The sequence below is a fragment of the Streptomyces zhaozhouensis genome, from assembly GCF_900230195.1.
Classification (GTDB): Bacteria; Actinomycetota; Actinomycetes; order Streptomycetales; family Streptomycetaceae; genus Streptomyces; species Streptomyces zhaozhouensis.
In genome coordinates, this window is record NZ_OCNE01000011.1 from 110,886 (window position 1) to 133,735 (window position 22,850).

The following is a 22,850-nucleotide window of genomic DNA, read 5'->3' on the forward strand; positions in this document are numbered from 1 at the left end:
CCCTCTCCAAAGGAACACACCACGAGACGCAGCTACACAAGTAGCCGCCTTTGTCGTGAGTGTGCACTTCGACCGTCAGGAGCACATCCTCATGACCGGAGGACGGGGCCGCAGTGTGGCGCCGCGGGAACTGGCCACGGACCCGGAGAACTGGCCCAACGCGGTGATCCCCGATCACCCCCAGGCCAGGGTGGTCCAAGCCATCGCGAGGTCGCTGGCCAGGCACGTCAACCAAGAGGGTCTCAGTCTCCGCCGCGTCGCTGCACTCAGCGGAGTGAATCGACAGGCCATCGCGAACTTGTTGGTCGGCGACAGTTGGCCCGACGTGGCCACGCTTAGCCGGTTGGAGGACGGACTCGGAATCGGTTTGTACCCGGGCTCGTCGGGACCGGGGTCTCGGCATTGTTGAACCTCCCACTCGCCCGCGCTTCAGTACGCAGGCAGGGTGAAATCGGCCCAGCACGCCCTCCGAGTGGCCCAGTGGTGGGGTTACGCTCCGAGGGCATGCTGAAGCCCGTTGCAGGCCTCACGTGCACCGGTGCCGCTGAACTTCCACCTCGGCGGCACCACTTATTTGTTCGACTGCCACGTCAGTCGTCTGCGTGGCGTCGCTTCTTCGAGTGCCCTTTAAGCAGCCTCCTTCGTCTCGCCAGAGGGCCCGGTGAAGAGGCCCGGACCGACCTTGCGGAGGTGACCTCCATCGACGAGCCGCTTCAGTGCTGCGCGCATACCCTCGACTTGAGTCCGCTTGGGGTTGGTGCGCCCCAAGGCGATTGCCACCTCCTTGGGGCGAAGCGGACGATCCGCGCTCGACACGAGCGTCACGATGCGAACGCTCACCGGGCCGAGTTCGCGCCTGTCGTGCGAGCGCTGGCGCCCTTTGAGGGGGAACCCGGTCGGACCCCGGCGCGGTTGCGCCCGAGGAGGGGGAACCCGTGAAGCCTCCACCGTCTTCCGCCGGCTTGTCATCCGCCTCTCGTGCGGGTGGCTGCTCCGTGGGCGGGGGCTGCTCCTCCGGGCGGGAGGAACCAGTAGGGTTTTCGAGCAGCGCTTGAACCGTCCGCCGGGTGATGGCCAGGTGCGCCAGGCACTCCTCCAGTCGCGCCACCTCACTCCGCAGGCGATCGAGTGCCTCTCGGACCGTGCCTTCTTCTGCGTCCAGACGCTGGAAGAGTGACTCGCCCTCCACTGCTACTCCTGTCCCCGACTGGCCTGCTTACCCCTGTTGCCGGGGCAACGCTGCACAACTACGACGGTCAAGGCTGTAAGGCGCAGATGTGCTGCTAGGCTCCCAAAGCTGCCCTATTTCACCCGACCGGGAAGAACGGTCCTACGTGTTGCCTGCATGTAGGACACCACGAACCGCGCATGAACCCGCCCCGTGTCGGTGTGACACCCCGCGCACTGCGGCTAGAGCATGTTCGGGGTTCGGGTCTTCAGGTGGGTTGGAGGCTGCGGATCCATAGGATCGTGCCGCGCAGTTGGAGGCCGGCGAGGTAGCTCTCGGGTGTCTTGTCGTAGCGAGTGGCCAGCCCGCGCCACTGCTTGATCTTGTTGATGCAGCGTTCGACTGTGTTGCGTTCCCGGTACAGCGCGGTGTCTGGGTGACTGGGCGGCCGCCGCGAGAGCCCTTCTTCTTGCGACTGGCCGCCTGGTCCACTTTCTCCGGGATGACTGCCTTGATCTTCCGTTTACGCAGGTAGGCGCGGTTGGCGCGGGAGGAGTACGCCTTGTCGTCGGCGACGGCGCCGGGCCGGGTGCGCGGCCGCCCGGCAGGGACGCGGACCTTGATGCGCTCCGCCACTGCGCGGAAGCGCGGGCTGTCGGCGGCCTGGCCGGGGGTGAGCACGAATGACAGCGGGCGGCAGTGCCGGTCTGCCGCGAGGTGGACCTTGCTGGTCAGCCAACTGCGGGAGCGGCCGAGCGCGGCAGCGGTCAGCCGGGCCCGGTAGCGGTGTCGCTGTCGTCGGCGTTCGGTGCGGGCCGCCTCCCCTGCGGCGCCACCGGGCTCATGGTGCGGCGTTTGCGCCGTTCGCGCACCCTCCTTTCCTCCTCAGCGGCCTTCTCCAGCTCTGCTAGTGCTCTGACCGCATAGGTTCGCCGGGTTGGCGGTCATGACGGTTGGATGTGTGGTGACGTCCGAACTGACCCTGGAGGCGCGGTGGCCGAGCCTGTCCGTGTGCGCAGACTGACCGACCAGGAGGGGCAGAAGCTGCAGCGGATCGTGCGCCGCGGTGGCACCAGCTCGGTGCGCTACCGGCGTGCGATGATGTTGCTGGCCTCGGCCGGCGGGAACCGGGTGCCGGTGATCGCCCAGCTGGTGCAGGCCGACGAGGACACCGTGCCTGATGCGATCCACCGGTTCAACGATGTCGGCCTGGCCTGCCTGGACCCTCGGTGGGCGGGAGGCCGTCCCCGCCTGCTCAGTCGTGACGACGAGGACTTCGTCGTCACGACGGCCACCACTCGCCCCACCAAGCTCGGCCAGCCCTTCACTCGCTGGTCGCTGCGCGAGCTGGTCGCCTACCTGCGGAAAGTCCACGGCCGGATGATCCTCATCGGCCGCGAGGCGTTACGCGGCCTGCTCGCCCGCCGCGGCATCACTTCCAGCGCACCAGATCGACCGCATCGAGCATGTGCTGGACCGCTTCCCGGACCTGGTCTTCGCGTTCGACGAGTTCGGCCCGCTCGGGATCCGGCCCACCGCCGGCTCGGGCTGGGCCGAACAGAAGCACCCCGACCGACTGCCTGCCACCTACCACCGCATTCATGGAGTCCGGTACTTCCACGGCTGCTACTCGGTCGGCGACGACACCCTGCGGGGCATCAACCGCCGCAGGAAAGGCGCCGGGAACACTCTGGCGGCGCTGAAGTCGATCCGCGCCGCCCGGCCCGACGGCGCACCGATCTACGTGATCCTGGACAACCTGTCCGCCCACAAAGGCGCCGACATCCGCCACTGGGCAAAAAAACACAAGGTCGAGCTGTGTTTCACCCGACCTACGCCTCGTGGGCGAACCCGATCGAGGCCCATTTCGGACCGCTGAGGCAGTTCACCATCGCCAACTCCCACCACCCCAACCACACCGTGCAGACTCGGGCCCTGCACGCCTACCTGCGATGGCGCAACGCCAACGCCCGCCATCGCGACATCCTGGCCGCCCAACGCAAGGAACGCGCCCATATCCGCAGCGAGAAAGGCATCCGCTGGGGCGGACGCCCCCTCGCCACCGCAGCCTGAACGACCCGGCGAACCTATGCGGTCAGAGCACTAGCGTCTCGGCGTCCAGCCGCATCCCGGTGGCATGGTGGTGGGCGTGCGGCGTGGTGGAGTCCACGCTGACCAGGTCCAGATCCACCTGTCCGCGCGCGGCGGCCAGGGCGATCGCCTGCTCCATCAGGTGCGCGAAGACGCCCTTGCACAGCCCTGGCACGGAAGCGGTCGTAGGCGGTGGACCATGAGCCGTACTCGGCGGGCACGTCCCGCCACGGACTACGGTGCGGAACCGCCACATCACAGCATTGAACTGCCGCCGCAGGTCCGGGATCGGGCGCCGCTCACCCATCGGAGGGAGATGCGGCTCGACGGGCCTTGACCCGGACTCCTGGACACGGGCTATGCGGCTTGGGCCAGGGTAGTTGATGTTGTGTCGAGTGCTGTCTCGTAGGCGATGGGACTGCGTTGTCCGAGGCGGGAGTGACGGCGTCGGGTGTTGTAGCGGTGCAGCCAGCGGAACGCGTCGAGGCGGGCCTCGCGCTCGCTGGGCCAGCGCTTTCGGCCCTGGAGCGTCACGCGTTCGAAGGTCGCGTTGAAGGACTCGGCGAGTGCGTTGTCGGCCGAGCTGCCGATCGCGCTCATGGACTGACGGACGCCGACCTGGCGGCAGGCGTCGGCGAAGGCCCGGCTGGTGTATTGGGCCCCGTGGTCGGTGTGCATGACCGCCCCGGTGAGGCTGCCGCGGGTTTGTTCGGCGGCGGCCAGGGCGTCGGTGACGAGGTCGGTGCGCATGTGGTCCGCGATCGCCCAGCCGGCCAGGCGGCGTGAGGAGAGGTCGATGACGGTGGCCAGGTAGAGGAACTTCCCGCCATCCACGGGGAGATAGGTGATGTCGCCGACGTACTTCGTGTTCGGCTCGCTTGCGGTGAAGTCGCGGCCGATCAGGTCCGGCGCCTTCGCCGCGGCCGGGTCCGCGATCGTGGTGCGGTGCCTGCGACGCAAGCGCACGCCTGTCAAGCCGATGATTCGCATCACGCGCGCGATCCGCATGTGGTTGACCCGCTCGCCCGCCTCGCGGAGCTCGGCGGTGATCCTGGGGACGCCGTAGGTGCCGTCCGACTCGCGGGGCACGGCCGGTATCCGGGCGGCGAGGCGGGCGTCGGCCGCCTGCCGGGCGGCCCGGTCCGCGGCCGTGCGGCGCCAGTAGTAGAAGCTGGAGCGGGCGATGCCCAGGATGGTGCACAGCCGCTTCACGCCGTAGCGGCGCTGGTGGTCGGCGACGAACTGGAAGCGGTTCACCAGCGCGTCTCTCCGGCGAAATACTTCGCCGCCTTCCGCAGGATCTCGCGTGCTTCCTTCAGCTCACGGACCTTCTTCCGTAGAGCGGCGTTCTCCGCCTCCAACGGTGTCAGCGGCTCGGCCGGCACCTCCGCCCGGTGTCCCCGCGGCCGGCTCGCTCCGGCCGCCCGGACCCAGTTCCGCAGGGTCTCGGGGTTGATCCCCAGATCGGCGGCGACCTGCCGGATCGTCGCCTCGGGCCGCGACTGGTACAGCGCAACCGCGTCCGCCTTGAACTGCGGCGGATAGTTCTTCATGACCACGAGATGTCCGTTCTCAGATCCCCAGGATCCGGTGTCTCGTGTGTCCAGGATCAAGGGTCAAGGCCCGTCTCCCGAGCGTGCACCGTGCACTCGGGCAACCCCCATGCTGAGGTGCCATTCGAACATCGGAGGAGGGCCACACGTTCCTCGTTATCAATGACCAACAACGTCGCCAGGCGGCGGAAGGTAGGACTAGGCAGAAGCATGCACCGAGCATGACGTTCGGCTATACAACCAGCCACAACGTCTTAGCCCGTGCACGTGCTTTGGTGGCGGACGGCGGCCTTGCCGCTAACCGTCGAACACATTTTCCCTTTTTGTGAGAGTTGTCGATCGAGTCGTCAGTGGGTGCGGCTAGGCTGAAGTGCGTTGCTAGGTTGGTTGTTGGAGGGCGAGCAGAAGGATGTCTTCGGGTTTCGCGGTTGGACACCTCGTCGAGTTCACGGGGGCTCCGGGCATCGGCCGGGTTGGCGCCATCGACGGCGAGATGCTGCGCGTCGACTTCTTCGAATCAGTAGCCGAAGAGGTCGTCCACTCTCAGCGTGTGCCGGCGAGCTGCTGCTGGCGTGCCAAACTCGAAGCCGAAACGCGGGTCTACTGGCGCGAACCGAGCACCGGAGATTGGCTCGCTGGCCGGGTCACGGGGGAGCACCTCCCGGAATACTTCATCCAGGTCCCCAACAAGAAGTGGAACGAGCGCGCGAACGAGTGCGATCTCCGAGTGCGCTGGGACCGCCCCGTTCATGATCCACTCCGCGTCCTCACGAGTGGTGGTGGCGAGTCGGGGTTCTTCCGCGACGCTCGGCTTCCCTTCCTACGTGACCTCGTTGCCCAACGGGCTGCTTGCGCAAACATGGCTGCGCTGCTGTCCTCAGCTGCCGAGGTCTTCCCACACCAGATCCGCGCGGCAATGACGGTTCTCGCTGACCCAGTGCAGCGATACCTCATCGCAGACGAAGTAGGCCTCGGGAAGACCATCGAGGCTGGGTTCGTCATCCGGCAGACCCTCTTGGACGATCCGCAAGCACGAATAACGGTCGTTGCCCCCGAGCCACTGCGGCGCCAGTGGGACAAGGAGCTCCGCAACAAGTTCTTCGTCGACGACTTTCCATCAGCCCGGATCGTGATCACGTCCCACGCGACGCCAGAGAAGTGGTCCGCGTACCACGACAGTGCACTTGTCGTCGTGGACGAAGCCCATGCACTGGTACAGAACGCCGACGAGGGCCTCTCGCCCTACCGGGAGCTAGCCGCCCTGGCTCACTCCGCACCGAAGCTTCTGCTCCTGTCCGCGACCCCCGTGACTTCGCACTACACCACTCACCTCGGCCTGCTGCACCTACTCGATCGCGACCTACACAGATGGGACGACCGCGAAGCTTTCGAGCGCCGCTATGCCCTACGAGCCGAGTTGGCCGACAGCGTCTACGCCCTGGATGCCACCTTCACCTTCCTGCTGAGGTCCACGCTCGACGACATCCGGCGAATCCTCCCCGACGACCCCCGATTTGAGCACCTTGCAGATCGGGTCGTCGAATGTCTCACTGAGGACGATGACCTCCGCGATGAAGTAGAATCGGATGAACTCTCCCTGCGCGTAGAGGAGTTGCGGGGACACATCAGCGAGACGTACCGCCTCCACCGGCGGGTGATCCGACACCGGCGCGGCCAGGTGGAGAGGCCAGAAGACGATGCCGAAGAAGGTGAACCCTACGCTGTCCGCGGGCGGAAGCTCTCGGACGTTATCACCCTGCCGTCCACCTTCGACGCAGTCGAAACCGCCCTAACGGAGTGGCGCATTGGGGTCTCGAGTTTCTTGCTCGATGCCGGGCATGAAGATCAGACCACCGCGTACGCCCGCATACTCGGCGTCCTCATGTCCAGGATGGGCGGGCCCTTCGACGACTTCGTCGACGCCGTGCGCTGGCGAGTTCGCGGAGATGGCGAGGCGGCGCAACGAGCCGGTCTCAGTGCCCAGGAGCAGGCCATGCTCGCCGCGCCCCTTCTCATCCCCGCAGAGGTGGAAGCACTCGACGAGCTAGAGAGGCACCTCGACGAAGCAGAGGGCAACCAGCGGCTCAAGGCGACGGTCAACGCCCTCGTCCCCACTCTGAATCGCCCTGGACGCATCGTCGTCTTCTGCGGTGCGGGCGTGCTGGCGCGCCAACTCGCGGCGCACCTGCGGCGGTTGTCTCGTACAGCCTGTGTTGTGGAGCACACCGCACAAGCCGGAGCGGCAGCTTCCGAGGACGCGGTCACGAAGTGGCGCACGGCGCCGGGGACGTCCGTCCTTGTCGCCGACCACACCGCCGAAGACGGGCTGAACCTTCAGGCCGCGAGTGCCGTCATTCATATGCGTCTGCCGTGGAACCCCAACCAGCTCGAACAACGGATCGGACGGGTTGACCGTTATCCCAGTAGCGAGTCCGTCAGCCAACTCGATAAAGCCAGCCAGTACGTGCTCAGCGCAAGCGCCGAGGATGAGGCCCTTGGCACGGCGTGGCTGAACCTGTTGCGTGACGGCTACGAGGTCTTCTCGAGGTCAGTGTCGACACTGCAGGACGCCATCGCAGAAGGCCGCGACGCTGTCTGGAGCGACGCCCTACGAGATGGCCCGTCCGGACTCGCGTCCGCCCAGCAACGAGTTCAAGACCAACTCCGCGAAGCGCGCCAACAGATCGAGAAGATGGACATGCTCGAAGCCATCTACCTCGATGTCGATGGCCGAGACAGCATGGTTAAGAACCTCAGAGGGCTAGAACTGGAGTGGAAGGAGATCCAGCGCGGTGTCTTCCGGTACACGAGCGCAGGATCTGGTGGTATCAACATCCGCCACTACGAGCGCACAGCCGGCAAGACCGTCTTCGACCTCGTAGGGTCACGGCCGCAGGTGCCGCCGCGGCTCTACGTGGCGCAGACCGCGGCGCTGGACCCTGCCATGGCCCAGGGCACGTTCAACCGGTCCAGGGCCCTGCGTGATCCTGGCACAAGGTTGTTCCGCATAGGCAACCCCTTCATCGACGCACTCGCCGCGTTGAGCGACATTGACGAACGTGGCCAGGCCACTGCCTACCAGCGCGTGGACCCCAGCCACATGGGCGACCCAGAGCCCTATTTTGGCTTCGACTTCCTGGTTGAGGCCGACGCCTCCATGGCGGCCGAGGCGATGGCCAACCGGAATGAGATGAAAAGGGCGTTGCAGCGCCAGGCCGATCTTCTCCTTCCACCGTTCACGCGCAGAGTGTGGGCGCGGGCTGGAAGCACCGAGGCGCTGGCGCTGGCCTCGGCGCTCGAATGGCTGAACGAGTCCTACGACAACCGAGAGTGCCAAAAGCTGAGTGGCCAGCGGATTCGTGTTCTCATCGGCGTCTTCGGTGGCTGGTCGCAGTTCCGTCATGCTGCTGAGACCGCCGAGAAGGTCGCACGCGACGAACTCTTCCGCGTCACTGACCTGAAGGCACTCTGCGCCGAGGCCCAGGAGCGCGGTCGCCGGCGACTCGCCGTGACTCGGGCGCAGGCAGAGGCCCGCAGGGCTGCGGGTCGCCTCCTGCGTGAGGACGAAAGCCAACTGGCAGACGTGAAGACCGCCGGTCTACTCATCGACGGCCTCATGCAGCCCAGCGTACGGCTCATGGCTGCAACCTGCGTTCTCCGCGCTGAGCGAAAGGGGGCCCAGGCAAGTGCGTGACAGTTGGGCTGGGGCACAGCAACTCTTTGACGTCTGGCCGTTCGTTGTCCCGACGCCGGAGGAGCCGGTATACCGCGGCACATTGCGACGGCTCAAGGATGCCCTCGACGGCCTGGCTGAACAGACGGCCTCGTGGCGTGACGTGGCAGCACTGACACGGCAGATCCTTCTCGAAGCTCAGGCCAGCGGAAACACTTTTGGCCTTTCAGTACCACCTGGCGCACCGCTGCCCACGCGACAGCAGTGGGAACAGATGCACTGCCATGCGCTCCCGGACGGCCGTCGCGTCTTGGTCACAGCACGGCCGTGGCACCCTGGCGGGGAAGATCAAAAAGCTGACGAAGCAGCCACGTACGACTTGGAGGGGGTCCACCTCGGGGAAAACCTCCAAACACACCTTGAGTTGGAGCCGTGTCCAGCTGACCCCTTCTGGATCCGTGCTCTCGGCAGCGGTTACGCCCAGTACAAGTCAATCGGGCAGCGGCAAGCTGCGCGCGCTGTGGCACTCGCAGAGCCTGGCAGCACTGTCATCGCTTGTTTGCCGACCGGCCACGGCAAGACCGCCCTCGTACAGGCTCCGGCTCTGCTCGCAAGTAACCGTACCGGTGTCACTTTGGTCGTAGTGCCGACTGTTGTGCTCGCGTTGGACATGGAACGTCGCTCCCAGGAGTTGCTGAACGGCCGCGGACGACGAAGTCCCTCCGGCCGCTACGCTTACATCGGCGGCCTCAACGAGAACCTCAAGCAACAAATACGAGAAGATACCCGTACAGGTAAACAGCGGTTAGTCTTCACAAACCCTGAATCGCTCGTTTCTGGACTCAAGTCTGCACTACAAGATGCTGCCGAGGCAGGTCACCTTCACTACTTCGTCATTGACGAGGCCCACCTCGTCGAGCAATGGGGCGAAGGCTTTCGACCTGAGTTCCAAACCATGTCCGTCCATCGTCGGACCTGGCTGAGCGCAGCACCACCCGGACGTGCACCCGTGACGGTCTGCATGAGCGCCACACTCACCGAGCAGCAGGTGACCACGCTCGAAAAACTGTTCGCAGACCCCAAGCCAGCCGAGATCGTTTGGGGCGCCCAGGTGCGCCACGAACCCAGCTACTACCTCGATGCCTTCACCGACGAAGAGCAGCGCACCGAGGAAATCCTTCGTGCCATCGATCGTCTACCGAAACCACTAGCTCTGTACGTGACAGAGCGGAAAGACGCCAAGGCGTGGCTCGACCGTCTGCGCACAGCCGGCTTCGCACGAGTAGCTGACGTCGCCGGCTATTCCAGCCCCGACGAACGCCGAAGCGCAGTGGAAGGCTGGAGCGGCCGTTCCGCTTCGGGCCCTTTGCCCACCCGATACGACATCGTCGTAGGGACTTCAGCCTTCGGCCTGGGCGTAGACCTACCCGACGTCCGCAGTGTGGTGCATGCCTGCCTGCCCGAAACCGTTGACCGCTACTACCAGGAGGTAGGGCGCACAGGCCGGGACGGACGTCCGTCCGTGGCCTACCTGGCGTCCGCCCCCCGGGACGAGCCCGTCGCCGAGGGCATCAATCGGCAAGCAATCATCGGCGCAGACAAAGCGTGGTCGAGGTGGCAGTGGATGTGGACGCTCAGGGACAAGACATACCCACGTCCGCGTCACTACCTCGTCAACCTCGACTCCATCCCGGACAACGTCCACGACACCTCGGAGGCGAACCGCGACTGGAACATCCGCACCTTGAACCTCATGTTGCGCGCCGGGCTCATCGGTCTCCACGTTCCTGAGCCGCCCCAGCGACACGACGACGAACCACGCGCAGCCTTCCAGGGACGCCTCGACCGGTTCTACGAGGTGGCATCCACGCATGTGGACGTCACGCTCGAAGACACTCAGACCAACGACGAGGAGCACTTCCGGAGTCGGTTCGAAGCGGAGCGCCGCCGCTCAATCACCGCGCAGCGACAGGCCCTAGCCGATCTCCGCACCCTGCTACGTGGCAATCGATGCACAGGCGAGGTTCTCAGCACCTACTACCGGGTCCAGCAAGGCGGTGCCCCACTGCTGACGGGGGTGAATTGCCGCGGCTGCCCCAGTTGCAGAACGACAGGCCTTCCGCAGGAGAACGGCTTCTACAAGCTGGGCGGAGACCCCCATCCACTGGTTCCAGCCCCTAGTCGGACCAGCCACGATCCACTCCGGCGCATGCGTGGCACCGCGTCCTGCCTCAGTTTGTGGTGGGGGACCGAGACGGACCGCCAGGTCAAGGTGCCTCGGCTGCTGGAGATGCTGGCCCTTCGTGGCATGAATGTGATTGGTGGGCCAGGGATCACCCCATCTCTAGCCGAAGCTCTTCAGGAGGATGTGGCACCGCGGCCGATCATCTGCGACACCGACGCGGATCTGCTCCGCTTCTACGAAGGCCCCATCGCCTGGGTTCTGGACGATGATCCCTCACCGATGGACCGGGTGCTCAAGTCGCGGCTTGACTCACCAGATGTGACCTACTTGATCCACCCGCGAAGTACGCCGGATCCGAGTCGCCCAAACCTGGCCTTCGGTGCTCTTCATGCTCAAAGTTTCTCCGTTCAGACCGCGTTGGAGTCGTTCTGATGGCCCTGATCAACGTGGACGCCTCGCGCCCCGACCCCATGTGGGCAGTCGTCCGTCTACTGGCCCACTCGAAGAAGCCGGTACCACTCAACGGCGCCCGCGCTCTGCTGAGCCCACCGACCCTCGCATCCGGTGACAAAGACGCGTCGGAGATGTTCAACAAGGCCGTCAAGACGCTGCGGGAGCTCGGGCTACTCCACGTCGCCGAATCCACCGGTGAGCTGACGCTCATGGGACCCGCTGAACATCTCGACGGCCAAGACTGGGGCGCATTTGCGGCTGCGCTACGCAGCGCCGTCTTCGCACCTCAGCGCAACAGTGGTCTAGGGGACAACGAGGAACAGAGGGAATCCCGAGACCTCACGCGTGCCCTGGCATGGTTCCTCACGCTAGATCCCATGGGCCCTGCTGTCGACTGGGACCAGGCGCAGGACCTCATGAAGGAGACCCCTCTCAGACCCGAGGCGGGACCAGCTGTGGTGAACGCCGAGCGATGGCGGCAGTTCTGCGACTGGGCCCACGCGCTAGGGCTCGCAGCACGACCACTCCTTGCCGGCGGAGGTGGCAGTCGTCTGATACCCGACTGCACCACCGCAGTCAGATACGTCATGCAGTACCTATGGGAGCCGGGCCGCCAGGTGAATGCCGTAACAGCCGTACGAAGCGTCCGCGAGCATTTGCCGGTACTCTCCAGCGGCCAATACTCCCTGGCTCTCCACCTCCCCAACCCCGGTGACCGTGTAGCGGGCCCTGCTCTCTCCTTTGCGCTGCTCCGCGGTAACGACGAGGGCTGGATGCGCCTAGAACTCGATTCCGATGCCGCAATGGTGCTGCAGGTGAGCGATCCAGAGCAGCCCTCCAGTCCGCGCTACGTAAGCGACATCACCATCCAGGAGGACCCCAGTGCCTGACTTCCGCGGAAAGGTCTGCTGGGACCCCGCAACGGCCGCCAACACCATCAGCGTTGAAGCCATCTCCCCATCTGCGGCCGTGTTTCGGGCCACTCATGCGCCGTTGCGGATCCAGCGAGCGCGGCTCGACGGCCGGCAACTCGTGCTTGAGGGGCAGCCGGTCGACGAGCGGACGGTTCTTCATGACTTCCTGAATCACGAGTCCAACAGCGGCGCACTCCTTATGCCCATCGTGGGCGAGTCCGGGTCGGGAAAGTCTCACCTCGTCCGATGGGTCCGCGAGCACCTCGAACTGGTCGCCGACGGGCGCCGTGATCGCGAGATCATCTACCTTGAGAAGCACAGAACAAGCCTCAAGGCAGTGGTGCAAAGTCTGATCGCCAAGGCAGACAGTGACGAACTGAAGCAACTCAAAGCGGAGATCGAAAAATTCACCGCTGACATCGACGCATCAGTGCTGGCTCGGCGGCTGATCCACTCCCTCAACGAGACCCTCGTAGCCGAGACCGGCCGCGGCGTCTCGGGGCCGGCGCGGCAACTCTTCGGCCCTCATGGCCTCGGGGCACTCCTTGACGATCCGCACGTCAGCGAATTCATGCTCCAGCCCGAGAAGTTTGTTCCACAACTGGCCACGTACCTCCTACGAGACCGCACCAAGGGTGACAAAGATCGCCCGCCGAAGTTCACCGTCGATGATCTCCCGCTAGACATCACAGATGTCAGCAAGGCTTCGGCGCTAGCCAAGAAGTGGGTACAGGTTCTCAGCGCCAAGGCCGAACTCCAGGAGATCGCGATCGACCTGCTGAACGAACACTTGGAGACTGCGATCAATCGCAGCTTCAACCTCGGGATGGGCCGCTTGCTGGAAGGGATGACCCTTGTCCGCGAGGAGTACCACCGACAGGGCAAAGAGATCATTCTCCTCATCGAAGACTTTGCTCTCATCCAGGGCGTGCAGAAGGACCTACTGGACGCCCTTGTCGAAGCCGCCCACCGTGAGGGGGCGACACGGCTAGCCCCCATCCGCACCCTTATGGCGGTAACGACTGGCTACTTCCGTGACCTGCCAGAGACCGCCCTCACCCGTGTACAAGCAAACCTGGGCTACGCGTATGACCTCGACGTGCCCTTCAGCGTAGAAGACACCGGCGAAGAAGCCATCGCTTCATTCGTTGGCCGCTACCTCAACGCCGCGCGAATCGGCAAGGATCGATTGGAGCAGGTAGGCGGTGACGAGCCGCCGAACGCGTGTGATGCCTGCCCCCTGCAGCCGCGTTGCCACGACGCGTTTGGAGCATCAGCGGATGGATTCGGGCTCTACCCCTTCAACCGCTCAGCCCTGACTCGCATGGTCCACTCCACCGCTTCGAAGGATGAACCGTGGGGGTTCGTCCCCCGAACGGTGCTCGGAAGTGTGGTGCGGCCCATTCTCATTGAGCACGCTGGATCGCTGCGGCGTGGGGAGTTTCCCGATGCGGCCTTCTCCGAAAGCTTCCTCACCGCTGACATCGACACGACGCTTGACACAACCGTGCGATCGTTGATCGATACCAACGATCAGGTGGCCGGCCCACGCCGGAAGCTGATCCTTGAATTCTGGGGCGACGCGGCTGCTCAGGGCATCGAAATCGATCCCGCGGTGATGGAGGCCTTTGCTCTCAGCCCCATGGCTGCTGGAGCCCAAACCCCTCTGAAGCAGCCACGGCGTGGAGCTGAGCCTTCCCCCCACCCCAGTACCACGCCTGGCACTGCCAAGACGGAAGACAAGACCTATCCGCCGTCCGTTCAACGGAGCCTTCAGAACATCGAGGAGTGGGTCACCCGCGGCGACGACCTCAAGCAGGATCACGCCCGAGCCATCCGCACAGTCATCGCCACCGCGGTAGCCGAGCGGTACCGCTGGAACGCGCCGCTCATGCAGGCGCAGAGCAACGTGAAGGAGAAGGGCTGGCCCAACAACGCCACTGTCGTCAGCATCGAAGGCTCTGCTGTCGCAGGCATCACAGGTGCCGATAGCGCACCGATCCAGTTCAAGCGGAGCGCGACGAACAGCAGGTTCTTCCAGAGCTTGATCCGTGCGCAGTACGGGTTGGACCAAGTACGCGGTGAGGACATCCGCAGGCTCGCGACCCTGGCCGAGCGGCACGCGGGTGCGCTGGCATCCAGAGTCCAACGCAACCTGGAAGTCACCGACGACGACCTTGTGCTCGGCCTACGGACATCCATACTCGGGGCAGTCCTTGCTGGCCGGTGCTGGCCTGGCATGAGTGTCGAAGAACTCCTGGCGGCAGCGGTGGACGACGGCGACGCTTGGGAAGGTACCGGCGTAATGTCGAGGCCGGACCGGTGGACCGCCGCCCTCAACCAGCACCTGTCGGCCCGCGGCGCCCTAGTGAAGCGTATCCGTGCCGGAATCGGCATCTCGCAGGGCAGCAGAGGAGCCGTGGGCATGATCGACGCAGCCCGGGCAATCCCTCTACTGGAAGAGGCAACAGCCACCTGGGCGTGGGAAACGCCAGCGGGCAGTATCCCCGAGTGGGTGAAGCCCGGAGTCAAACCGTTCGCGTCATGGTCCGCGCTGATCGACGGGCAAGTCACGATGCTCAAGGACTGGCTGGGCGACATCCGAATGCGGCAACCCCGCAGCATCCCAGGGAATCACACCCTGGCCAGCATCAGAACCGCCGTCGACAGGGCAAGAGAGGTCAGTCTGTCGCTGTCCGCCCAACGAGCACGTGAACTCGATACTCTCCTTGAGCGGGCAGGTGCTGTGGAGTGGTCCGCGATCTCCGCTCTGGAATATGACCTGGGTCGGTGCTTCGACGACGATCGCCCCGAGGCGGCGCGTCTGACTGCGCGCATCCGCACGGCCGCCCAAGACCGAGGGGTCTCCATCGAAGTTATCCGGAACCTGCTTTGTGTCGCTGACGAATGGCTCGATGAGGCACTGAAGGGTGCCGAGTTGCGGGCGAGTTCGTCGGCCGCAAAGAGCGCAGCCGAGGGCGTGCAAGAACTCATCGCCGAATGGCGTTCCCTGGCAGTCGAAGGGGCTGATCAGCCGTGACTCGGATATCCGTGTACGAGAAGGCAAAACTGCTCGAGGATCACGCTTCCCGTATCGCGGATGGCGAGGACTCTCAGCGACAGGCCACTCGTGTATCAAGCCGGCTGCTAGAACTCCGCTCCCAGCTCAACCAGCTTCGCTCGCAACTGGCCGTCACACAGGCCCTACAGTCCCGCGGCGCGGGACTCGACATCGACCTGCCCGGTATCGATGACGGCAGAGCTGGATTCGAACGCAGTCTGGGACCCAGCGGACTCCCCTCCAACCAGGTGTTCAACACGGCGAAGAAGAAGACACAGGCAGTAACCGATCGTCTCACGGAAGAGAATCAAGCCGCTTGGTCAGCCTGGACTGAGCAACTCCTCACGGACCTGCCCCTTGCGCGAATCTCGATGCTCGTCGTACTCGAAGCGGAGAAGCAGGCTTCCAAGCGACAACTCGAACTGGAGCGCATCGCCAGGGGCAAGGCTTCTAAAGAAGCCATCATCACATTCGCGACCACGTACGCCGGCCTAGCGGAACTCCTTCAAGACACTCAAGACCCGCCGGAAGCACTCGTCGACCTGCTAAATCGGCTACGTGAGCAACCTGGCCTGATGCTAAGCGATGTCACAGACGAAGAGATCGCACTCCTTCGCGAATTCCGGATGGACGCCCACATCACCCTGAAGAGGAAGGGTTCGTGAACCAGAGCATAGTAGGCCGGAAGTTTGCCAACGAACTCCTGAACCAACTTGAAGACCTTGAGTTGCCCCTCCTCATGTGGGGCATGACGGAAGGCGCGCTCTCAGAGGATGACGTCCTTAGATGCATCGAGCAGTTCCTCGACGAATGCAACAATCCGCCAGCACTATCAGCCGTCAAGATTCTCCGCGAGATGCAGGGCCGCGCACTGCTCTTCAAGGTGCCCTGGCCCAGCGACGGATCAATCCGCTACCGCACTCGTTTTGCCGAGGCTCTGCGCTTGACTGCTGGGCTGCGCCAACTCTTCCGCCCTCGCGGAGACTGGGCAGACGACACCCCCAACGGATGGTGGCGGCAAGGGAAGCGACTCGTTGCTGACTACCGCCTACACGTTCGCTACCGCCGTTACCCTGATCGAGACATCCCAGGCTCCCAAGCACTGAAGGAGCTGCGCACACTTCCCGGTTGGGGCGATCTCCAAGACCGCGTTGCCCACGACCAACTGGGCGGCAAGAACCTCGCCCGATTTCAGTTGGAGGCAACGCAAGCTGTCTTCTCCTCACTCCAGGGCCAAAACCGTTCCAAGGGCATCATCGTCAGCGCCGGCACCGGTAGCGGCAAGACGCTGTCCTTCTACCTGCCCGCCTTCGCAGCCATAGCGGAGCACGTGACCAACAGGGTCCAGAACAGGATCCACACTCTGGCTCTGTATCCGCGAACTGAGTTGCTGAGGGATCAGTTGCGCGATGCGATCGTCAATGCTCGCAGCGTTCAGAGTGCGCTCGTCAGTCAGAGGCAGAGGCCCCTGCGTCTCGGCGCACTCTATGGAGGCACCCCGAATCACGCCGACGACTGGCGACTGCAGCCCGGACGAGGTTCTGGCCGTTGGGCACGTGTAGGGGACGGCGCCGTATGTCCCTTCCTTCCCTGTCCCAGCCCTGAGTGTGAAGACGGCGAGTTGGTTTGGTCCGACAGGGACCGCGCTGAACGCGTTGAACGCCTCATATGCCGACGCTGCGGGGACGAAATCCCGGACGGCCAACTCGCCCTAACCCGCGAGTCCTTGAAGAAGAACCCGCCGCACCTGTTGTTCACCACTACTGAGATGCTGAACAACTGCAGCGCCGACGGCTACCTCGATAGCCTCCTGGGCTGGCGCGGGGGAAGCGTGCCGTCCCTGATGCTCCTAGATGAGGTGCACACCTACTCGGGAGTACACGGGGCACAGGTCGCCTACCTCCTACGCAGATGGAGGAACGCAGTAGGCAAACCCGTAACTTTCGTGGGCCTCAGCGCCACACTGCGCGACGCGAACCAGTTCTTCGCACAGTTGGTCGGCCTGCGCGAGAATGACGTGGACCCCATTGCACCCGACGATGCCACCATGGTGCGAGAAGGCCGCGAGTACGCGCTCGCGCTGCGAGGCGACCCAGTCTCGGGAGCCAGCCTCCTGTCCACGTCGATCCAGACTGCGATTCTCTGGGGCCGCGTACTCGACAACGGTGACGACGCCTTCCTCTACGGCTCGACCGGGTTCCTATTCACGGATGCCCTGGACGTCACCAACCGCTTCTACAAGTACCTCCGAGACGCCGAGGGCGACCAGGACCACCGCGGGCGCACGAAGCGCCAGGGTGACGTGCTGGCCGGGTTGCGGTCACGTGCGCGCCCTGAGCCCGGGCCCCGCTACCTCGCAGGACAGAACTGGGAACTCGTCGAGCGGATCGGTCATGAACTCGACCCCGATCTCCGCATGCACCCCTTGATCATCGGGCGGACCTCATCCCAGGACGCGGGGGTGAACCGCAACGCGAACCTCACCATCGCTACAGCGTCGTTGGAAGTGGGTTTCAACGATCCCCGGGTTGGTCTCGTCCTTCAACACAAGGCTCCGCGGGATGCCGCTTCGTTCATCCAGCGCCGCGGCCGCGCCGGCCGAGAGCGCGGGACTCGGCCGCTGACCATCGTGACCTTGTCGGACTACGGTCGCGATCGCCTGGCCTACCAAGGCTACGAAACGCTCTTTGCCCCGGAGGTCGCTGCCACGACCCTGCCGCTCAGGAACCGGTACGTCCTCAAGATCCAGGGAGCCCAGGCTCTTCTTGACTGGGCCGGGCGCAGGATGCGTGCCCAGGTCGGGCGCGGCGACGTGCGGAAGCTCCTGACATCCCCGGATGACCCGAGGATCTTGTCCGAGTACGAGAACGAGCGCCTCGGACTGATCAGGATCCTGCATCAACTGCTGACAGAGGAGCGTGTCCAGGACGAGTTTGCACGGCACCTCGTCAAGGCGTTGAAGATCAGCGTTGACGACGCACAGGCCGTGTTGTGGGAACAGCCTCGCTCCCTCCTCCTGGCCGTCGTGCCCACGGCTCTTCGCCGGCTTCGCTCCCGTTGGGAACCTCTTGTAAACGACCCCGGCATGGGCAAGAAGGCCATGCTCCCCGAGTTCATCACCCGAACCCTGTTCGAGCCGCTGAACCTTCCTGAGGTCGATCTGGAACTCCCCTTCGACAACGGGGATGGATCCATAGAACACATGCCCATCGGTAAGGCATTGACTGAAGCCGTGCCGGGACGGGTCAGCCGGCGCTTCGGGTACATGGACGACACTCACCGCACGTGGCTCCCCATCCCCGACAACGACGGCAATGTGCTCAACTTGAGGGAAATCGTCACCGAGGGCAGGCTGGAGGGCACCTGGCAGCCTCATGGACACGATGGCGCCACCCTCGAAGTCGTCCGCCCCTTGAGCCTGGCGCTTTCCCAACCCGATCCCGACATCGTGGACCAGTCCCACGGCCAGCCCCAGTGGGGCACCCAGATCGTCGTGGAGGACGACGCGCCCCTCAGTGAGGGCACCGTGCCGAAGCCGTCCCCCTGGCAACGTCGCATTGACACGGTCAGCTTTGCGACTCACGCGGCCGGCAACCCTGTACAAGTGCGCCGCATGACGTTCGGCGCTGAGTGCAACGTCCGCCGGGAACGCCAGAACAGTCAAGCCCGCGCTGTTCGGTACGAACTCCGGGGACGACCGGCCGCACTCGGATTCGCCTTGGGCGTCGATGCCATCCGCTTCGAACTCAAGCCACTCAACCTCGACGATCCGGCTGTCAGGGAGTACCTCACTACCCCTCAGTGGCGCTCGCTGGCCTTCTTGCACACGGTTCAGGATGATTCGGCCTTGGCCGAGATCTCCGACAGATTCCAGAGGGAGCGCCTGGCCCAGATCTATCTGACCGCGTTCGCTCTGGCCGGACTCGACGGGAACCGCACGAACGCTGACGTCCGTGCGCTGCTGAAAAACGGTTCCTGGACTCAAGATCTCTCCAAGATCTTCCAGGTGCTCTACCGTGACTCCGACGTGACTGAGCAGGAGGTCGACGGTGATCGACTCGTGTCAGAGTTGATCAAGCTCGTCGCCAACAGCATGGTCATCACTGCTCTGGACAGGGCAGCAGAGCTGCTGGTAGCAGAGGACATTTCAGCCAAGACCAGCCCGCTCGCCCGGCAAACATACCGCGACACGATGGCAGCTGCGGTTCTCGCCGCTGCTCAACGCGCGTGCCCGAACGCACAGGACGGCGACCTCATCGTTGACACACTTCCCGGTGAGAGAGAGGACTCGCTCACCGAGGTGTGGCTCAGCGAGACGTCCGTGGGTGGGTTGGGGATCATCGAGCAGTTGGTCGACTTCTACTCGAAGGATCCCCGGCAATTCTGGGGGCTTGTGACGAGCAGCCTCGCGCCGAGCGAATACGAGTACGTCGACGCCACACTGACCCGGTTCCTCCGGCACGTCATCGACGAACCCAGCGGAACAGCTGCCCAGGCAATGGCGACACTCCGGGGCGGCAGTTCCGCCAAAGAAGCCGAGGACGCTCTGGACGTCCTTCGCGAGGCCTGGGCACGGCTCGACGGCCCGCCTCGGCATGCAGCCGTTGCTGCCCTGTCCACGCGGCTTCTGCGCCCGGGGTCCGGACCCGATACCGACGTCACCGCTCTTGTCCTTGTTGACGCATCGACGGAGTTGGAGCAACGTCTCCGGGTCGAGGTCGACGCTCGCGTAATCGCATACGCCGTAGGATCCGGCAAGCTCCAGTTGGAAGGCGCCCGGCCCCTGACCGCAGACCAGGTCTTCAGTCTTCTGTGGCCCCGTGGCCACCAGGCCCGCACTCAAGACCTGAAACACTACCAGCCATACGCTGACGACCCCGTCCTCGAGCGTCTGCTGGTCCAAGCCGCACACGATGACCGTATACCGGTGATCGACATCACCAAGCCCACCTGGGATAACGCCTACCGGCAGCATTTGACCGCGACCTCGGCTGTCGAGCTGGTCTGTCCAGCGGGAGACGCAACTCTGATGGCTCAAGCCTTGAAGCAGGTTCCGGTCACGCCCATCGACAGGGATGTGCTGCGCGTCTACGGAGAAGTCTGCGGCGTGGTCCGCCACCAGAACGAGATTCGAGTCAGGGTCGAATTGAGGGAGGCAGCCCAGTGAAATCCCAGGAACGAACCCTCCGCACTGGGCAGCACACCGCGATTCGCGTTGACACCATGCTGTCCGCCGCGCTGATTGCGGAGTTCATCGCACCCAGCGACCACCTGTGGTTGGTGTCCGCATGGATCACCGACGTCCAGGTCCTCGACAACAGCCACGGCGCCTACGACGCACTCTTTGGAGACACCCCTCCCGTGGGGTGCCGACTCTCAGACGCAGTGGCCCGCATTGCCCATGGTGGCGCACAGGTACACGTCGTGACCCGCGATGATCCACACAACGAGGACTTCCTGCGCCGCCTGATGAAGGCGGCATCAGGAACGAAGCTTCACATCGTCCGCGACCCGGATATCCACGAGAAGACGCTGTGCGGGAATGACTGGATGCTGAGTGGATCGATGAACTTCACGATCCGAGGCATGGTCCGGAACGACGAAAAGATCACTTACCAGGCAGGCAGCAACGCTGCCGCTCAAGCACGCATTGACCTGGCCGAGCGGTGGGGGGACGGAGAATGAACCAGACCACGTCCTGGACCATTGATCGTATCCAGGCGTTCCTGCACAGGTTCTTCGGCGAGGGCAACGACGCGTGGCCCAAGATGGACCCCAAGCACTCATGGACAGCGCGCACCGAGCCCTTCGTCAAGATCGCGCTGGGTGATAACGACGCGCCCATCGTTCTCCCTCGTTGGGTCGCCGCAAACCAGTCCTACTCGATGTACGCCATCGCACGCGACCCAGCAGATGCCGGCAAGACAGCTGAACTCATTGAGGCATTTGCCGGTCCTACGTACATTTACTGCAACATGGAGCGCGGTGGCTTTCGTCCAACTCTCCTCAACCGGGACGATCCCGTGGAACGCGCCGCCATCGACCTGGCTGGCGAACGTTCCACTTTCCGGCTGACAACCGGGAAAAGCGCCAAATACCGGCAGGGCCTGACTGATGCTCTGCTACTGATGCAGCAGACCTACCTGAGGCGTCCGCCAAGGCTATGGCGCGTAGTAAAGCCGGTCGGGCGTCTCATCGCCGAGTTCGACGCGGCTCTCGCGGCCGGCGGCGAAGCTGCGTCGCTTGACCTCCTTGAGCAACTGGCCGCCGCGGGCGGGCTTACCGCGACGAATCTCGCACATCTCAAGCTCAAGAGACTTGACCGTCTCGGAGCGACTACCAAGGTGCTGGCGTTCCCGGCACTTCAGGACGTAGCCAGGCAAGATCCTCCTGCGCCGGTGAAGGCAGCAATCCTGAACGCTGTGTACACCGTTGCTCTGGAGGAGCCACTCACGGCTCGGAATCTGGAGGCAGCCAAGTCCAACCTCATCACTCACGGCAAGGCCGTCCCCGAGCTGCTCGCAGGCGACCCGCGGTCGTATGGACCGCAGGCCATGACGGTGCTCCTTCTGGCTTGCGTGATCCTTAAGAACACAGAGGCCGCACGCCGGTTCATGACGGCTGCTGAGGACCTCGACCAAACACCCGAGATCTCCATGCTTGTGTTGAACGAGGCCAATGCGCTCATTGCCCAGGCTTCGGGCGACCTCGATGCCTCCACGGTTGCGCAACCCGAGGAGTCGGCAGACTCGGCCACTCCGATCAACGATTGGCCAGCCCTGTTCTTCGCGCTCGCCGAGGGTGACAGCGCGGCGAAGGACGCACTGGATGAGGAACAGTGGACCCTGTGGCCCACTCCTGCAGAGCACGATGGGACCCTCGCCGAATTCCTGGACGGGTTGAGCGACGGCGCCGCGCGAGAACTATGGCGGGCAGTGGGCTCGTTCATCGATGCCGTGGGCTACGACGACCCCGCACCCGAATGCGCCCATGCATTCATCCACAACGCAGTGCTTTTCAACCGCTACAGCCCTGGCGACTTGGCGGCCTTGCAGGCGCTGATGGAGATCGCGCTTCGCGCTGCTCCCTCTGCCGATCAGTACGCGGAGATCCTTAAGGACATCGGTTCGGACACGGATCGGTGGGTTGCTCCCGAACGGGCCTCGGCTGTCTTGGACTTCGTCGACCGCTTGTTCCTTGCAGCGTGCCCTAATCCTGGGGCCCGCGCGAGCCTGTGCTCGCAACTGCTCGGGCCTCTTGCTACACGCAGCCGCCGCCTCACTGAGGCCGACATTGCCTTCGCGCGCCGGCTCTCTGAAGACCTCGGCATCAGCTTCTCCTGGGATGCTCCTGCTGGCGAAGACGGCAAGGAGAGCACGCCCGTCGAGTTCCCCTCGGCGACACTGCTGCTCTACTCACTGGACGAGGCAGTGCTCACCCGATGCCAGGAGGAACTGAAGCGGCTCGCTCCCGCTGTGAAGGTCTTGACGGCTTACGACCACGTAGGCACGCCGCAACTGCGGCAGAAGGCCCGTACTGCGAATGTGATCGTTTTGGCCACGCGCTGCGCCAAGCACGCGGCCACCGGCTTCATCGATCAGAACAAGACGACAAAGCACGTCGGATATGCGAACGGGAGTGGCTCCGCATCACTCCTCCGCGCTGCGGTCGATGCGCTCCGCCTCGCAGCAGCAGAGTCCTAACAGAACGGCGGCCGCCCGGGACCGGGCGGCCGCCGCAGCAAGGCCTCGG

Annotated in this window: 12 protein-coding genes and 1 pseudogene; 10 read left to right on the forward strand and 3 right to left on the reverse strand. The window is 64.4% G+C overall.

Annotation, left to right across the window (positions count from 1 at the left end):
* Positions 1-91 precede the first annotated feature (91 nt).
* Complete coding sequence (locus tag CRP51_RS16695; protein ID WP_097232098.1) at positions 92-409, forward strand: helix-turn-helix domain-containing protein; 318 nt, start codon at positions 92-94, stop codon at positions 407-409.
* 921 nt (positions 410-1,330) lie between these two features.
* Here the strand turns inward: CRP51_RS16695 and CRP51_RS30240 are convergent.
* Positions 1,331-1,939 carry a transposase gene (locus CRP51_RS30240; RefSeq protein WP_439333180.1) on the reverse strand — a complete coding sequence of 203 codons (609 nt, stop codon included), beginning with the start codon at positions 1,937-1,939 and terminating at the stop codon, positions 1,331-1,333.
* A gap of 222 nt (positions 1,940-2,161) precedes the next feature.
* On the opposite strand from CRP51_RS30240, the pseudogene CRP51_RS16715 reads away from it, so the two are divergent.
* Positions 2,162-3,241: pseudogene (locus tag CRP51_RS16715) on the forward strand (IS630 family transposase).
* A 22-nt stretch (positions 3,242-3,263) separates the two neighbouring features.
* Here the strand turns inward: CRP51_RS16715 and CRP51_RS16720 are convergent.
* The gene (locus CRP51_RS16720; RefSeq protein ID WP_170970581.1) at positions 3,264-3,434 is read right to left on the reverse strand and encodes a hypothetical protein; all 171 of its coding nucleotides are present in this window, start codon (positions 3,432-3,434) and stop codon (positions 3,264-3,266) included.
* 182 nt (positions 3,435-3,616) lie between these two features.
* Positions 3,617-4,818 (reverse strand): IS3 family transposase gene (locus tag CRP51_RS16725; protein WP_097232022.1). Its coding sequence is split into 2 segments (ribosomal slippage): positions 3,617-4,527 and positions 4,527-4,818, totalling 1,203 coding nucleotides; the frame shifts between segments, so codons are not numbered across the junction.
* Positions 4,819-5,221: 403 nt separating this feature from the next.
* Here CRP51_RS16725 and dpdE point away from each other — a divergent pair.
* Genes dpdE through dpdD form a run of 8 tightly spaced genes read left to right on the forward strand, consistent with a single transcriptional unit; the run spans position 5,222 to position 22,801 of the window.
* Positions 5,222-8,506 (forward strand): protein DpdE, encoded by a 3,285-nt coding sequence (gene dpdE / locus CRP51_RS16730; protein WP_170970582.1) that lies wholly within the window; start codon positions 5,222-5,224, stop codon positions 8,504-8,506.
* The gene (gene dpdF, locus CRP51_RS16735; protein ID WP_097232023.1) at positions 8,499-11,102 is read left to right on the forward strand and encodes a protein DpdF; all 2,604 of its coding nucleotides are present in this window, start codon (positions 8,499-8,501) and stop codon (positions 11,100-11,102) included. The genes dpdE and dpdF overlap by 8 nt, the downstream gene beginning before the upstream one ends.
* Positions 11,102-12,013 carry a protein DpdG gene (dpdG, locus tag CRP51_RS16740; RefSeq protein ID WP_097232024.1) on the forward strand — a complete coding sequence of 304 codons (912 nt, stop codon included), beginning with the start codon at positions 11,102-11,104 and terminating at the stop codon, positions 12,011-12,013. The genes dpdF and dpdG overlap by 1 nt, the downstream gene beginning before the upstream one ends.
* Complete coding sequence (dpdH, locus tag CRP51_RS16745; protein WP_097232025.1) at positions 12,006-15,077, forward strand: protein DpdH; 3,072 nt, start codon at positions 12,006-12,008, stop codon at positions 15,075-15,077. The genes dpdG and dpdH overlap by 8 nt, the downstream gene beginning before the upstream one ends.
* Positions 15,078-15,088: 11 nt before the next feature.
* Positions 15,089-15,763, forward strand: coding sequence for a hypothetical protein (locus CRP51_RS28535; protein WP_141514619.1), 675 nt, complete (start codon positions 15,089-15,091; stop codon positions 15,761-15,763).
* Positions 15,760-20,265 carry a protein DpdJ gene (gene dpdJ, locus CRP51_RS16755; RefSeq protein ID WP_245880626.1) on the forward strand — a complete coding sequence of 1,502 codons (4,506 nt, stop codon included), beginning with the start codon at positions 15,760-15,762 and terminating at the stop codon, positions 20,263-20,265. The genes CRP51_RS28535 and dpdJ overlap by 4 nt, the downstream gene beginning before the upstream one ends.
* The gene (dpdK, locus tag CRP51_RS16760) at positions 20,262-20,783 is read left to right on the forward strand and encodes a phospholipase D-like domain-containing protein DpdK (protein WP_245880627.1); all 522 of its coding nucleotides are present in this window, start codon (positions 20,262-20,264) and stop codon (positions 20,781-20,783) included. The genes dpdJ and dpdK overlap by 4 nt, the downstream gene beginning before the upstream one ends.
* Positions 20,780-22,801, forward strand: coding sequence for a protein DpdD (dpdD, locus tag CRP51_RS16765; protein ID WP_097232027.1), 2,022 nt, complete (start codon positions 20,780-20,782; stop codon positions 22,799-22,801). The genes dpdK and dpdD overlap by 4 nt, the downstream gene beginning before the upstream one ends.
* The last annotated feature ends 49 nt before the right edge of the window (positions 22,802-22,850 follow it).